Consider the following 14,324-nt stretch of genomic DNA (forward strand, 5'->3'; position numbering starts at 1 on the left):
TTGTTTTTGTTTGCGGTTGCCCCGCCGCGGGTTTTTTCTGCGGGGCGGGGGGGCCCACTCCCCTTCTTCTTGTGGGGGCTGGGGCTCGGTGGGGGGGGGGGGGGGGCCCGGGGGGCGGGCGGGCCCCCCCCGCCCCTCGGTCACTCACTCCAGGAGGTCGGAATACGCCCCCAGAGCCAGTGCGATGTCGGCCTGGGCCCAGAACCGGTGGTAGGTGAAGACCGGTGCGGCCCCACCGTCCAGATAGCTCTGCACCTTCGGCCAGTTCGGGTCGTCCTCGTAGAACGACCGGATGGACAGGAACGTCGAGTCGTTGTCGACGGTGTCACCGTTGGGCATGGCGCCCGTCCAGCCGTTGGGGACGTACACCGGGTCGTCGAAGCGGTTGTAGTCGGCGCGGGTCTCCGGCACGGCCACCCCCGCTCCGTCCTGGTAGTGCTCCCACATGCCGTCGAGCAGCGCCTGAGCCGTGGTCTTCGCCTCCGCGTCACCGGACTTGGCGGCGTAGTAGGTCAGGGTCCTGGCATAGGCGCCTGCCACGCCGACGTCATTGGTGTAGTCGGCGACCGTGACGTGGAGCCCGTCGTTCGCACCGGGGTTCGACGCGTTCCAGGTGTCGGGCGCGCCCGACCACTTGAGCGTGGACGGCATGAGATAGGTGCCGTCCGGATTGACGGTCGTCTCGGACAGGGCCCAGTCGACCCATTTGTCGAGCACGGCCTTGGCCTGGGCGTCACCCGACTCGTGGTAGTACTCGGCGACGCGCTCCATGGACCACGCCTGGAAGCCGAACCACTGGTTGGAGGGCGGGTCGTGGTAGACGGGCTTCTCGTCGTAGTACATGCCGTGGAACGTCGGCGTACCGGCCGGCGGCTGCGCGTAGCTGCCCTTCCAGCTGTTGGTCGCGCCGCCGGCGATGGCACCCTCGTCGGACTGGAGCCACTGGTAGAAGTCCAGCTGCCGGTCCAGGCTCTTGGCCCAGTCCTGCTGGCCCGTGGCCGACTTGGGCTTGAGGTCGGCGACCGAGCTCAGGGCGTACGCCGCCATCGGGTTCTGGTATCCGCCGTGGGCGTGGCTGGACCCGATGCGCCAGGACCAGCCCGCCGAGGTGTCGGTGGCCCCTCCCCAGGCGTAGTACCAGGACATCAGGTAGTGCGCGCTGTCCTTGCCGCTGCCCGCGGGGCAGGTGGTCGGGCCGACGCAGTTGCCGACCTTCTTGAAGTACTTGTCGAACATGGAGTAGCGCAGGTAGTCGCCCATCTTCGCCGCCTTGCCGACGGTGGCCGCCACCTCGCTCGACTTGCCCTGCTCCTCGGCCCAGATGTCGGCCCAGTAGGCGGCCTGCACGGCACGGGCGTCCGCGTCCGGGGCGTTGGTGAACTTCCACTGCTTGGCGTACGAGGCGTCTCCGGTGAACAGGTCCAGGTAGCCGTTGTCGCCGCCGTACGCGAAGTTGTCGCAGGTCGGGTGGGTGACGGTCTCCCAGACGGACTCCTGCGATCCGCGCTGGAAGGTGTTGATGTAGGACGGTCCGGTGTCGGTGGGGCCGGCCGCGCACTTCCCGGGCGAGTTGCCGAATCCGTAGACGTTGTCGACGTCCTGGATCCAGTGCATGCCGTAGATGTCGTCGGTGCCGTACGCGCTCTTCAGCTCGGCCGCGATCGGGTCGGAGCCGGAAGCCGCGGATCCGTCGAGCACCGCCGGGTACTCGTTCGGCGTGTCGTGCTCGGGCGCGTAGGTTGCGGGCTTCGAGGCGTTGTAGAAGGAGTTCGTGGACTGGTCGGCGTGCGTGGGGATCATGTACTTCTCCATGGTGTCCCACGCACCGTTGAACTTCGTCCAGTCCCCGGTGATCTTCCCGTACATCGCCTGCAGCCAGATCAGGTAGCTGTACGCCTCCGACGTCGTCTCGTGCCCGTGGTCGGGGGCCTCGACGATCAGCGTCTCCACGGAGTGGTAGGGGATGCCCTCCGAGGAGAAGTAGCCGTTCGCCGGGTCGGTGATCTTCCCGTACAGGTCGAGGAAGCGGGCGTCGTACTCCTTCGCCGCCGCCAGCTGGGTGACGGTGACCTCGGCCTTGCCGTGGCCGGGCGCCGTCACGGTGAACGTCGCGGCCCCGGTGCCGGAGGCATCGGCCGAGACGGTCACCTTCTGGGCCGTGGACCAGTTCGACGGGGTGAAGGTGAGGCTCGCCCCGGCGCTGACGCTCAGTCCGGAGTTGCCCGCGGACCGCGCCACCGTGACGGTGACGTTCGCCGTCGGCCTGGTGGACAGCTTCACGTCAAACGTTCCCGACTTGCCCTGCTGGACGCCCAGTTGGGCCGGTGTCGCGACGACGGCGGGGCCGGCGGCGATGGTGATGCCCGCCGGGGTGGACTCCGCGGAGGCACCGAGGCTGTCGTACGCCCTGGCGTACACGGAGTGGCTGCCGGCGGCGAGGCCCTGGGCGCTGTACGTGTAGGGGGAGGTGGTGTCGGTGCCGAGCAGTGTCGTGTTGTCGTAGAACTCGACCTTGCTGATCCCCGCTCCGTCCGCGGCCGCCGCGGTGGCGGCCAGGGGGACCGGGTCTCCGGCGGAGAAGACGGCGCCCGCCGCCGGAGAGGTGAGTACGGTGATCGGCGGCTGGTGCGCGCCCGCGCAGACCGTGCCGTTGACGGCGAAGGCGGTGGGAGCGGCGTTGGTGCCGCTGTAGGAGAACTGCGCGCCCGTCGTCACCGCGGCCCCGGCGGCGATGGTGCCGTTCCAGGCCGCGTTCTTGACGGTGACGTTCTTTCCGGACTGGGACCAGGTGCCGTTCCAGCCGTTGGTGAGCTGCTGGTTGCCCGCGTAGGCGTAGGTCAGGGTCCAGCCGTCGATCGCGGCGGAGCCCCGGTTGGTGACGGTGAGTTCGGTGCTGAATCCCGAACCCCAGTCATTGGCCTTCTGGTCGACGCTGCACTGCACGGCGGCGGCCTGGGCGGGGGTGCCGGCCGCGGCGGTCATACCCAGGGGGAGGGCGAACGCGGCCACGAACGCTGTCCACAACCGTCTGGATCCGGCTCCGGTTCGGCCGGGTCTTTTCGGTAACCAAGTTCTTCGTGCGGTTCCCGTCGGCATGCGCGGGTACCTCCTCGCGGCTCGGCGTACATGGGGGTGTGCGGGGCTGTGCACAAGCCTTGAACCAGTGGGAGCGCTCCCAGCATGGGGACGGGGAAAATCGGAGTCAAGAGACGTGAAGAGTCGAATTATTTCGATAGCAAGAGATGGGAACGGGTGTGTTGACCGACACCACTTGACGCTCTAACGTCAAGCCTCACCAGTGGGAGCGGTTCCACCAGTCGACGTGCCGTAGGGGGCACGCCCGGTCTGTCAGGAGTCGCTCATGCGACATCTCCGCACTTATCGCACCTGCTCAGACTGCTCCTCGGAGCAGCGCTCACCACGGTCGGCCTCGCCGCCGTTCCCGTGGTGCCGGCCTCCGGATCCGCCCCGTATGCACGGTGGAGCAACAGCACCTCGCATCAGTGGGACCGCGGCTTCCAGAGGTCCGTCACGCTCGCCGGCCCGGGTTCCGCTACCGGTGGCCGGAGCCTCGGATCCGCTCTGCCCGGGGAACGGACGGTGGCTCAGGGCGAAACGCCCTGCGGTCGCCGCCGGGCAGGGCCGTGTCCGCGGCAGGCGAAGGCTGGAACGGGACGCCCGCGAACGGTGCGGACGTCTCCGCCGGCCTCCTGACGTACGGAGCTGGTGCGTGTTCGGTGCGGGCTCCCCCTCCGGTGCGTTCTCGCTCAACGGCACGCTCTGCAACGCGGATCCGGTAGCCGGATCCGACCGGCCCCACTGATCGCAAGCCGCACGACCCGGCGGGCCGTCCCGCCGGAGCACGGCACCTCCATCACACCGATGTCCGTGCGAACGAAAGACCGCTGGGTCTCTACGTTCGCTACGGTCCCCGCCGAAGTCCCCCTCGTCACAGACGGGTTCGGCAAGAACACCTGCGCGTCCACGGCTTCAGACGCCGGGTCACGCGGAGGTTCGGGCGACCACGGACCTATCACCCACGGCGGACCTGGAACACCTGGGACAGCTCTACAGGCCCGCCCACGACCAGCGACTACGACGCTATCCCCACCCGTACGGAATCGGGCCGCGCCATCCGCGCGCCCTCGACAGCTGAGGAAACGGAATTCGTATGAGCCGCACGAGCCGCACCACCCTGCGCCGATCCCGAACGGCACTCATCGCGGCGGGAGCACTCGTCGCCGCAGCCGCGGGCTCCGCCGTCGCGGCGGCACCGTTCGGAGCCTCCGCCGCCGCAGCGGCCGGTTGCACCGTCGATTACAAGATCCAGAACCAGTGGAACGGCGGTCTCACGGCCGCGGTGAGCGTCACCAACACGGGTGCGGCGATATCGAGCTGGCAGCTGGAGTGGTCCTTCGGCGGAAGCGAGCAGGTAAGCCAGGGCTGGAACGCCACCGTTACCCAGAGCGGCAAGGCCGTCACCGCGAAGAACGCCTCGTACAACGGCTCTCTCGCCTCGGGGGCCTCCGCCTCCTTCGGCTTCAACGCGACGGGCAACGGTCAGAGCGCCGTTCCCGCGACCTTCAAGCTGAACGGCGTCACCTGCAACGGCGACACGCCGGGACCGACCGACCCGCCGGACCCGACGGACCCGCCCACCGGCGACCGTGTCAACAACCCGTACGAGGGTGCCGACGTCTATGTGAACCCGGAGTGGCAGGCGAAGGCCGCCGCGGAGCCGGGCGGCAGCCGCATCGCCGGCCAGCCGACGGGTGTCTGGCTGGACCGCATCGCCGCGATCGAGGGCGCCAACGGCGGCATGGGACTGCGCGACCACCTGGACGAGGCCCTGACCCAGAAGGGCTCCGGCGAGCTCGTCGTCCAACTCGTCATCTACAACCTGCCGGGGCGTGACTGTGCGGCCCTCGCCTCCAACGGCGAGCTCGGCCCCACGGAGATCGGCCGCTACAAGACGGAGTACATCGACCCGATCGCGGCGATACTCGCCGACGCGAAGTACGCGGGGCTGCGCATCGTCACCACGGTCGAGATCGACTCGCTGCCCAACCTCGTCACCAACACCGGCAGCCGTGCCACCGCCACTCCTGCCTGTGACGTGATGAAGGCCAACGGCAACTACGTCAAGGGCGTCGGCTACGCGCTCAACAAGCTCGCTGACGCGCCCAACGTCTACAACTACGTCGACGCGGGGCACCACGGCTGGATCGGCTGGGACGACAACTTCGGCCCGTCGGCGGACACGTTCCACGCCGCCGCGACCGCCGAGGGCGCGACCGTCAACGACGTGCACGGCTTCATCACCAACACGGCCAACTACGGCGCGCTGACGGAGGACCACTTCTCCATCAGCGACTCCGTCAACGGGACGTCCGTCCGCCAGTCCAAGTGGGTCGACTGGAACCGCTACACGGACGAGCAGTCGTTCGCCCAGGCATTCCGCAACGAGCTCGTCTCGGTCGGCTTCAACTCCGGCATCGGCATGCTGATCGACACCTCGCGCAACGGCTGGGGCGGCACGCAGCGGCCGGCCGGACCGGGTGCTACCACCAGCGTCGACACCTACGTGGACGGGGGCCGATACGACCGCCGCATCCACCTGGGCAACTGGTGCAACCAGTCCGGAGCCGGTCTGGGCGAACGGCCGCAGGCCGCCCCCGCCGCCGGGATCGACGCGTACGTCTGGATGAAGCCGCCGGGGGAGTCGGACGGTTCCAGCAAGGCGATCCCGAACGACGAGGGCAAGGGATTCGACCGGATGTGCGACCCCACGTACACGGGTAACGCACGGAACGGCAACAACCTCTCCGGAGCGCTGCCCAACGCTCCGGTCTCCGGCCACTGGTTCTCCGCCCAGTTCCAGGAGCTCATGAAGAACGCCCACCCGGCGCTCTAGTCTCACCGTCGGCCGGCTCCGGGCGCTCCCCCGTCCGGGCCCGGCCGACGACCGCGCCACCGGTCGAACAGAGCGCGTCCGCGAGCCACCGGCGCGGACGCGCTACGGCGCGTCGCGGCCCCATACTTGCTGGACGTGCGTCCTGATGGGGACTTGGCGGCGGATGCGGACTCGGCGGCCGAGGCCGACCTGCCGCCTGATCCGGCCTTGCTTTCCGTCCCGGTCTTTCCCGCCCGCACGGCCTTCGTGCCGGCCCGGGCCTTTCGCGCGACCTCGGTCCTGACGGTGGTCCGCGCCGCCCCCCTCTTCGCCGCGGGCGGGGTCTTCGCCGGCTCCGCCACGGGCGGCTCGTCCGTCAGGGTGTGGTAGCGGTGGCTGATCCGTCGGCCGACCAGCGCGTATCCCAGCAGCGCACCGCTCGTATTGAGGATCACGTCGTCGATGTCGAAGGCCCGTCCCGCGACGAGCGCGCCCTGCGCGAGCTCGACGACCGACATGACCAGCACGGTCAGCAGGACCATCCTGATCATCCGCAGCCTGCGCGGCACCATGATCGGCAGCAGTACGCCGAACGGGGCGCCGAGCAGCAGATTCCCGCCCGCCTGCTTGCACGCGGCCAGGAAGGTGTAGTCCTCGGCGTACTGCCGCAAGGACCGCCCCGGCCGCAGATTGGAGGTCACGAGGTCCTCCGACGCGGGTGACGGGGTCAGCGTGATCCTGGCCAGGACGACCGAGAACGCCACGAGCCCCAGAAACGCGACAGTCAACGCCGCCGCGCGGAGCACACGACGGCCCAGTCTTCTGCGCCGTGCACTACGATCCGCCTCTGCAGTCATGGCGGAACGGATGCCCCCAACCCCGGCGGCCACACCCCGCGGCCGAATGCGACGATGTGCGCATGAGCGCACAGAGCAAGGACGAGCTGCTGGCCGAGGCCGTACGGCTGCGCGAGGAGGGCCATCCCGAACAGGCCCGGGAACGCCTGCTCGCCCTCACCGCGACGTTTCCCGACGCGGTGGACGTGGCCTACCAGACGGCGTGGGTCCACGATGTGCTCGGCCTGGAAGCCGAGGCGGTCCCGTACTACGAGCGCTGCCTGCAGGGTGGCGGCCTCTGCGAGGAGGACCGCCGGGGGGCGTTGCTCGGGCTCGGCAGCACCTACCGGGTACTGGGAAGGTTCGGGCAGGCGGTCGAGACGCTGCGCCTGGGGGTGGCGGAATTCCCCGACGACGGCGCGCTGCGGACGTTCCTCTCGATGGCACTGTTCAACACCGGCGAGCACCACGAGGCCATGCGGATCCTGCTCAACCTGGTCGCGGCGACGAGCGACAGCCCGCACGTCCAGCGGTACCGGCCCGCCATCGAGTACTACGCCACGGATCTGACCCGGATCATGTGAGGGATGCCGTCAGCGGGGTCCGGCCCCGTGAATGATTCAGGCCACGGGGTAGTACGACCGGGAAGAAGGAAGCCCCGGCCGGATCGGGGGAATCCAGCCGGGGCGGCTTGTGCGCGGGGTGAAGGGCGGTCGCCGCCGCACGGGTTCCACCCGCTCACTCCGACGTATAGATGAACGATAAACCACCGCCGGTCGTTCCCGGGAATCGACCCCCGGCGATGTGACTCACACCACCACGACCAGGGACGATACGAAGCTCACCCGCCCCGGTCGAGGGCTGCCGCCCGGCCCGCCGGAGCCGCACCGACATGCCACCGGTCTCGCTCAGCGCACCTCACGGAACAGCACGTGACCGCCCCATGCCGGGTCGTACTTCCGCAGCTCCAGCCGGTCGGGGTCGTTGCGGCGGTTCTTGCGCGTGACGTAGGTATGGCCGGTTCCGGCGGTCGACCGGAGCAGGACGACGGGCCTGGTCTCACTGCGTGCCACGGGGCCTCCAGAGGGTTGCTCCCCACTGCTCTCGATGGCAATGGGTGTCGTTTTCACTCTGCCGATGACAACGCGGTCCGGCGCGTGGTCATTCCCGACCCGGCGACAAGATCTCCATGCCAGGCATGGACATCGACGCGACGAGGCTCGCATCCGATGCCTGGATGTAACCCTTCGAACCGGCGACTGACGTACATCACTCCTGACTTCGAACACCGAAGCGGTCAGAGGTTCCGACACCGGGCGCACCCCGCCGACCCACCGGGCCACCGCCCGGCGCGGATGCCCTGATCCCGGCCGGGTGCGCCGCCCAGGAGCCGCACGCGCGGGCGCGCAACGGCCCCCTCGCGCCGGATGACTTGCGTCAACTCCCCCAAAGGCGCGAGGGTGTTCGGCGGACCTCCGCTTCACACGGCCGACGGCATATGCCGGAAGCAACAACGTATCGAGTGTTGCCGAATCCCTTACGGGCTCCCGCGGCCTGTGCAACAGTCGTGTTCGGTCCACCCCCACGAACCGACCGTGCCGCGCCTGTATCGGAGTACGAGATGCCGTCCCATCAGTTTGCGGACCGCCCCGCCCCACAGCCGCCCGAGCGAGATGCCGTCGACGCGTTGATCAACCGGACCCGGCGGCTGCGCGGAGACGTGGACGCCGTGCGGCGTGACACCACGGTCATCGACGAGGACGACCCCCAGCTGCGGTGGCAGCGAGCGCTCTGCGAGCTGGCGGTCCATCAGCTCGATGACCTCGGCGAGCATCTCGGGCAGCTCCGGGACGGCATCCCGGCCCAGCCGGCCGCCGATCCCGCCCCGGAGGCCACCCGGCGGGCGCCGGCCGGCCCGCCCGCGGCGGGCTCCCTCCTCAGCAAGGTCGGCACGGCCGAGTGGAATCTGCTCACCGACGAGGTCACCTGGTCCGACGAGCTGTACCGGATCTTCGGCCGGTCGCGGGAGGCGGGCGGCCTGTCGCTGGACGATCTGCCGTCCGTACTCCTCGGTGAGGACCAGCCCCTGCTGACGTCGATGGTGACGGACTGCCTGGTGGACGGTCGGCCGATAGACGGGGAGTTCCGCATCCTGCTGCCCGACGGCACCATGCGGACGCTGCACATGATGGGCGAGCCCGTGCTCGACTCGGACGGCTGCACCGCCTCCATGTGGGCGGTCCTGCGCGATGTCAGCAGACTCCGGCGCGGCCAGCACATCGTGGGCAGGACCCGGGACTCGCTGCGGCACCGGGAATGCATGGCGCAGGCCGAGCACCGGGTGGCGGTGGAGCTGCAGGAGGCGGTTCTGCCGGCATGGCGCGGCTCGCTGCCCTTACCCGGCCGAGGGGCGGGCGGACTGGATGTCGCCGCCCACTACCTGCCGTCCGGATCCAGCGACCTGATCGGCGGCGACTGGTACGACGCGCTGCGGCTGCCGGACGGCCGGACGATGCTCACCGTCGGAGACCTGACCGGCCACGGGATCCCGGCCACCTCGGCCATGGCGATGCTGCTCGGCGCACTCCGGGGTCTGGCCGTGGCCGGCATCGAGCCGGGTGCCGTGATGGGTCATCTGAACCAGCTGATCGAATGTTCGGCGCAACCCGCCCTCGGCAGCGCGGTGTGCTGCCGCTTCGATCCGGCGACCGGGACGCTCGCCTGGGCACAGGCGGGACACCCCGCGCCGCTACTGTTCCGCAACGGGTCGGGGCGCCCTCTTCCCGCACCGGACGGTGTGCTGCTGGGTGCGGCGTCCGGGGTCGCTTACGAGCAGGACCAGGTGGCTCTGCTGCCCGGCGATGTGCTGATGCTGCACACGGACGGACTGACACGGCGGAGCAGCCGGAGTGCCGGACCTGAGGGACCGGAGGCGCTCCTGGGGCTGGCACCGCGATTCGCACAGGCCCGCACCGCGCAGGACTGTGTCCGCACGGTCGTCGAGGAGTTCGGTGCGAACGAACGGCTGGACGACGCGTGCGTGCTGGTGGCCCGGGTCGGGGCATGAGGTGTCGCCGGACCACGTTGCCCGGGATACTGACGAGCGGGAGCGGTACGCGATACGCCCCGTGACGGGGCTCGGCCTCAGACCTGGGAGCCTCGCGACTTCTTGCCGAACGCGACCTGCGGCAGCGCCAGTTCGATGTCGTGGCGCAGGTCCTTGATCTTCGCGTACCCCGCGAACTGGCCGGTGAGCCGGTACATCTCGCGCAGCCTGTCCCAGGTGCGGTGCGACGAGGTCTCGCCCATCGACACCAGGGCGAGACGTGCGTAGCGGTCCGCCTGCTCGGGGTCGTCGGCGATGAAGCATGCCGAGGCCAGCGAAATGTAATCGAAGATCTTGGAGCGCTGGCGGCCGTTCATCCGCAGGTCGAGGGCCCGCTTCGCATGGCGCTGGGCGGTGGTCGCGGCCGACGGATCGTGCTCGGCCAGGGTGCGGAAGGCCAGCGCCTGCATGCCGTGCATGTCCGCCTCGTCGAACATCTGCATCCAGCTCGGTGGGGGCACGTCGCCCTTGTCCGAGACGAACAGGTCCTCGGCCTCGCCGAGGGTGCGCCGCATGGCCTGCCCGCGGCCCATCGACGCCTGTGCCCAGGCCTCGATGGTGTGGAGCATCGCCCGCGTACGCGGCAGGGTCTCCTCCCCGGAACCGGACTTCGCGAGCTTCATCAGGTCCAGTGCGTCGTCCGGCCGGCCCAGGTGGACCATCTGGCGTGCCGCACGGGAGAGTGCCTCACCGGCGCGCGGACGGTCGCCGCCTTCGCGCGCCGCGTGTGCCGCGATGACGAAGTACTTCTGGGCGGTGGGTTCGAGGCCGACGTCGTGGGACATCCAGCCCGCGAGGACCGCGAGATTGGCCGCGACGCCCCAGAGGCGGCGCTGCAGGTGGTCGGGGTGCCGGTAGGCGAGCATGCCGCCCACCTCGTTGAGCTGGCCCACGACGGCCTTGCGCTGGAGTCCGCCGCCCCGGGAGGCGTCCCAGGCCCGGAACACCTCGACCGAGTGCTCCAGGGCCTCGATCTCCTCGGATCCGATGGGCGCGGCCTCATACCGGTCGAAGCCGGCGTTGTCGGCGTACAGGGGGTCGTTGAGGGTTACGGTCCGGGCCGCCGGAGCGGGCTCGGAGTGCAGCCAGTCGTGCATGGCGCCGGTGAGTGCTGAGCCAGCGGTGAGCGCGGCGCCCGCGCCCACCAAGCCGCGTCGGTTGAGCATGAGGTCCATTCCCGTGAATTCGGTGAGGACCGCTGCCGTCCGTTCGGGCGCCCACGGCAATCCGTCGGGATTCTTCTCCGTCCCGGTTTCCCGCCGTTTCCCCACACGCCCGCGCCGGCCGAACCCAAGGTCCTCGATGGTCACGACACGGCCGAGCCGCTCGGTGAACAGAGCCGCCAGCACTTCGGGCACGGGATCGCGGGGGGACTCCCCCATGTCGATCCAGCGCCGGACCCGCGAGGTGTCGGTGGCGAGTTGGAGATGGCCCATGGCCGCCGCCTGCCTGTTCACCATTCTCGCGAGTTCGCCCTTGGACCAGCCGGCCAGGCCGAACAGGTCGGAAAGACGGGTGTTGGGTTCTCCGGTCACTTCAAGCCCCCAGGTTCTCGGCTGACTTGACACTAACCTCCTGTCAGATGCTGAGCGACTATTCGCCAGGGTTCGCCAGGGTCCGCCAGATGGTCTGCCACCCGCAGGCAGGTGTCAGGTAGGAAAGCGCCACCCCGCCCGGCAGCCCTCGGTACTCCCCAGGGTGCCGAACGGCCGCCGGCCGGGTTGGCGCACGCAACTTGTCGGCGCACGAAGGGATCTGTACCGCCCATGTACACAGCATCGTCCTCCGTGTCCGCCCCGCCCCGGCCGCTCCGTCCCATGGGGGCGGGCGGCGGGCCGTATCTCGACCCCCGCGCCGCTTCGCCGACGGCGGGCCCGGGTCGGACCCGGCGGGCGGCGGGGCCGGGCACCCAACCGCTGAGCGGCAGACTCGACCTGTCCGGCCCCCAGGGCGCGCAGTTGAGGATGGCGATCGCCTCCGTGCACCGCATCTGTCCTGAGTTCAACCCGGTACAGGTGCTGCGTCGCAGCGGGCGTTCCGTCCTCATCGTCGGCACGACCGGCCGCGCCACCGCGGTGGCCAAGTGCTTACTGGACCACTCCCCCGCGTGGACGGAGCGGTTCCGGCACGAAATAGCTGCATACCGCGCCTTCGTCAGGCACCGCCCGCCGGTTCGGGTCCCCCGGCTCATCGCCGCGGACCCGGAGAACTGCACACTGGTGATCGAGCGGATGCCCGGCAGGGTCGCGGCACTGACGAGGCATCCGGCCGAGGCGCCGCCGCGTGCGGATATCCGGGCGGCCCTCGGTGCGGTCAGCCGGATCAACGCCTGGCGCCCCCCGGCCGGTCTGTTCGACGCCCCACTGGACTACGCCTCGCGGATCGCCCGCTACCACGAGTTGGGGTTGTTCACCGACCGCGACCTGGGTGACCTGCAGAAGCTGCTGCACGGTCTGGCCCACGCGGGCGGCCGGCAGGGCATGGGCCAGTTCTGCCACGGCGACGCCCTGCTCTCCAACATCCTGCTGCCGCCGACCGGCCCCGTGCTGGTCGACTGGGAGCACGCGGGCTGGTACCTCCCGGGCTACGACCTGGCCACCATGTGGGCGGTGCTCGGTGACGCGCCGACGGCGCGGCGCCAGATCAGCCAGCTGGCACAGTCCAAGGGTGCGGCCTCGCGCGACGCGTTCCTGGTCAATCTGATGCTCGTCCTGACCCGGGAGATCCGTACGTACGAGACGGCTGTACAGCGGGCGATGCGGGAAGGCGCGCCCTCCGGAAGCGGCCAGGCCCGGCAGGGCGTGCTCTCCTCCAGCGAGGAACAGCGGCTGCTGCTGCGCAGGCTGCACGACGACTGCGCGATGGCCCGGCGTGCGGTGCGCGCCGCCGTGGGAACGCGCTGACCGCTGCGACCTGACCGACGGGGGATGCGCGCTGCGGGACCGGTGCCGACACACGGGTCCCGCAGTGCGCCGTAAACGGGTCGCATCAGGCCCGGCCCGGGTTCAGGAGCCGACGCGCACCACGTCCACGTCGGACGTCTTCACGAAGGCGATCCGGTGTCCGATCTGGACCGTCACATACTTCTCGGCCCCCCGGAAATACGTGTGGTCGTACGGCTTGGACGCGTCGATCGTCGGTGCGTAATAGTACCCGGTGGGCGCCTCGCCGCCACCGGGGAAGGCCTGCCCTGCCTTAATGGTGTACACCAGCGGGCTGCCCACGGTGGGCTTCACGAAGTCCGCGGGGTACTCCTCCTTGCCGGGGTACGCCACTCCGTACACCGGTACGTCGTCCCTGCCCGCCTTCGGCCGTACGACGTAGCCGGACGTCGGGACGGTGACGTGGGTCCGGGCCGGGGTGCGGAACCATGCCTTCTGCCCGTACCACCAGATCGCCGTCCAGCCCGGCGCCCGGTCCGCGACGACGGCCTGCTGGGTGGCGCTGATCTTGCTGCCCCAGTCGGCGGCGCAGTTGGTGCCCGGCGAACCGTCCGGGTGGAGCCCGGGGTCGGAGAAGAGGGGTGCGCCGGCGGACGGCCCGGTGTGCAAGGGCACCGCACTGCTTCCCTGGAGCGGCAGGTCGACGCCCTTCTCGCAGTCACGGAAAGCCTGTTCGTTCTTCGCGAAGTCGGGGCCGACCGTGACGAGTTCGCTGCTCCGTGGGGCGCTGGGTGCGGTGGGCCTGCCGAGCAGGGCCATGAAGCGGTTCCAGTCCCAGTAGGGTCCCGGGTCCCAGTGCATGTTCTTCGTCCCGGCGGCGCCGGTCGGTGGGACGCCGTCGTGTCCGAGGATGTGCTGCCGGTCGAGCGGGATGTCGTACTTCGCCGCCAGGTGGCGTACGAGTCCGGCCGTGGACCGGTACATCTCGGGGGTGTACCACTTGGCGCCCTCGGCCGCGACACCCTCCTGCTCGATGCCGATGGAGTGCGTGTTGAGGTACCAGTTGCCCGCCTGCCAGGCGACGTCCTTGTTCTTCACCATCTGGGTGACGTGGCCGTCGGAGGAACGCACCACGTAGTGGGCGGAGCTCTGGCTGAGCGGGTTCTGGAAGATCTTCAGGGTGGTGTCGTAGTCGACCTCGGTGTCGTGCAGGACGATGAATCCGATCGCGTTGGTGCCCGGCCGGTCGGCGGTGTCGTAGTTGCCGTACGTCTCCCTGTCGGCCGGATCCCCGGTCTGCCGGTAGGCCGCGGGGACCCAGTCGCATTCCAGGTTCCTGGGGCACTCCGGGCGTACGGTGCCGGCGTCGGCGTGCGCGGCCGGGGTGAGCAGCGCGAGGCTCAGCGCCCCCGCGGTGGTCAGTGCGAGCGCGGTCCTGGTCCTCTGCTTGGACGTCATGGCAACCCTTCCTGGGCCGGGCGTACCGGGGCCGTTCCTGGGGTGATCTCAGCGTTCGTCGTCGGCGGACACTCTGTGACGCGAGTTGATGGTGAGTCAATAGTGCAGCGTGAAGCGGGACCTGAGCTTGTGTGACTATTTCGCGCGGT

The 14,324-nt window shown here is 69.8% G+C and carries 9 protein-coding genes; 4 read left to right on the plus strand and 5 right to left on the minus strand.

Features of this window, described 5'->3' with window-relative positions; genetic code table 11:
• Positions 1 to 144 precede the first annotated feature (144 nt).
• The gene (locus ACFWVP_RS29680; protein WP_384501096.1) at positions 145 to 2,982 is read right to left on the minus strand and encodes a glycoside hydrolase family 48 protein; all 2,838 of its coding nucleotides are present in this window, start codon (positions 2,980 to 2,982) and stop codon (positions 145 to 147) included.
• Between the two features lie 1,189 nt (positions 2,983 to 4,171).
• Between ACFWVP_RS29680 and ACFWVP_RS29685 the strand changes: the two genes are divergently transcribed.
• The gene (locus ACFWVP_RS29685; RefSeq protein WP_384501056.1) at positions 4,172 to 5,914 is read left to right on the plus strand and encodes a glycoside hydrolase family 6 protein; all 1,743 of its coding nucleotides are present in this window, start codon (positions 4,172 to 4,174) and stop codon (positions 5,912 to 5,914) included.
• 2 nt (positions 5,915 to 5,916) lie between these two features.
• On the opposite strand, the gene ACFWVP_RS29690 is transcribed toward ACFWVP_RS29685, so the two are convergent.
• Positions 5,917 to 6,750, minus strand: coding sequence for a VanZ family protein (locus tag ACFWVP_RS29690; RefSeq protein ID WP_384501057.1), 834 nt, complete (start codon positions 6,748 to 6,750; stop codon positions 5,917 to 5,919).
• A 62-nt stretch (positions 6,751 to 6,812) separates the two neighbouring features.
• Between ACFWVP_RS29690 and ACFWVP_RS29695 the strand changes: the two genes are divergently transcribed.
• Positions 6,813 to 7,313, plus strand: coding sequence for a tetratricopeptide repeat protein (locus tag ACFWVP_RS29695; RefSeq protein WP_384501058.1), 501 nt, complete (start codon positions 6,813 to 6,815; stop codon positions 7,311 to 7,313).
• A 324-nt stretch (positions 7,314 to 7,637) separates the two neighbouring features.
• Here ACFWVP_RS29695 and rpmG read toward each other — a convergent pair whose 3' ends face one another.
• On the minus strand, positions 7,638 to 7,802 hold the full coding sequence (rpmG, locus tag ACFWVP_RS29700; RefSeq protein WP_384501059.1) for a 50S ribosomal protein L33: 165 nt from the start codon (positions 7,800 to 7,802) through the stop codon (positions 7,638 to 7,640).
• A 548-nt stretch (positions 7,803 to 8,350) separates the two neighbouring features.
• On the opposite strand from rpmG, the gene ACFWVP_RS29705 reads away from it, so the two are divergent.
• Positions 8,351 to 9,796: a PP2C family protein-serine/threonine phosphatase gene (locus ACFWVP_RS29705; protein WP_384501060.1), complete on the plus strand. Its 1,446-nt coding sequence runs from the start codon at positions 8,351 to 8,353 to the stop codon at positions 9,794 to 9,796.
• A gap of 77 nt (positions 9,797 to 9,873) precedes the next feature.
• Here the strand turns inward: ACFWVP_RS29705 and ACFWVP_RS29710 are convergent, their stop codons facing one another.
• The gene (locus ACFWVP_RS29710; protein ID WP_384501061.1) at positions 9,874 to 11,370 is read right to left on the minus strand and encodes a hypothetical protein; all 1,497 of its coding nucleotides are present in this window, start codon (positions 11,368 to 11,370) and stop codon (positions 9,874 to 9,876) included.
• A gap of 231 nt (positions 11,371 to 11,601) precedes the next feature.
• Between ACFWVP_RS29710 and ACFWVP_RS29715 the strand changes: the two genes are divergently transcribed.
• Entirely contained in the window at positions 11,602 to 12,738 is a 1,137-nt protein-coding gene (locus tag ACFWVP_RS29715) for an aminoglycoside phosphotransferase family protein (RefSeq protein ID WP_384501062.1), read from the plus strand.
• 102 nt (positions 12,739 to 12,840) lie between these two features.
• Here ACFWVP_RS29715 and ACFWVP_RS29720 read toward each other — a convergent pair whose 3' ends face one another.
• On the minus strand, positions 12,841 to 14,175 hold the full coding sequence (locus tag ACFWVP_RS29720) for an N-acetylmuramoyl-L-alanine amidase (RefSeq protein ID WP_384501063.1): 1,335 nt from the start codon (positions 14,173 to 14,175) through the stop codon (positions 12,841 to 12,843).
• Positions 14,176 to 14,324 lie beyond the last annotated feature (149 nt).

It is taken from the genome of Streptomyces sp. NPDC058637 (genome assembly GCF_042717325.1).
In the GTDB taxonomy this organism is placed as follows: Bacteria; Actinomycetota; Actinomycetes; order Streptomycetales; family Streptomycetaceae; genus Streptomyces.

What these genes read in the sequence shown, in the direction of transcription:
- ACFWVP_RS29680 (WP_384501096.1), bottom strand. Translation starts at nt 2,982, where the DNA reads ATGACCGCCGCGGCCGGCACCCCCGCCCAGGCCGCCGCCGTGCAGTGC.
- ACFWVP_RS29685 (WP_384501056.1), top strand. Translation starts at nt 4,172, where the DNA reads ATGAGCCGCACGAGCCGCACCACCCTGCGCCGATCCCGAACGGCACTC.
- ACFWVP_RS29690 (WP_384501057.1), bottom strand. Translation starts at nt 6,750, where the DNA reads ATGACTGCAGAGGCGGATCGTAGTGCACGGCGCAGAAGACTGGGCCGT.
- ACFWVP_RS29695 (WP_384501058.1), top strand. Translation starts at nt 6,813, where the DNA reads ATGAGCGCACAGAGCAAGGACGAGCTGCTGGCCGAGGCCGTACGGCTG.
- ACFWVP_RS29705 (WP_384501060.1), top strand. Translation starts at nt 8,351, where the DNA reads ATGCCGTCCCATCAGTTTGCGGACCGCCCCGCCCCACAGCCGCCCGAG.
- ACFWVP_RS29715 (WP_384501062.1), top strand. Translation starts at nt 11,602, where the DNA reads ATGTACACAGCATCGTCCTCCGTGTCCGCCCCGCCCCGGCCGCTCCGT.
- ACFWVP_RS29720 (WP_384501063.1), bottom strand. Translation starts at nt 14,175, where the DNA reads ATGACGTCCAAGCAGAGGACCAGGACCGCGCTCGCACTGACCACCGCG.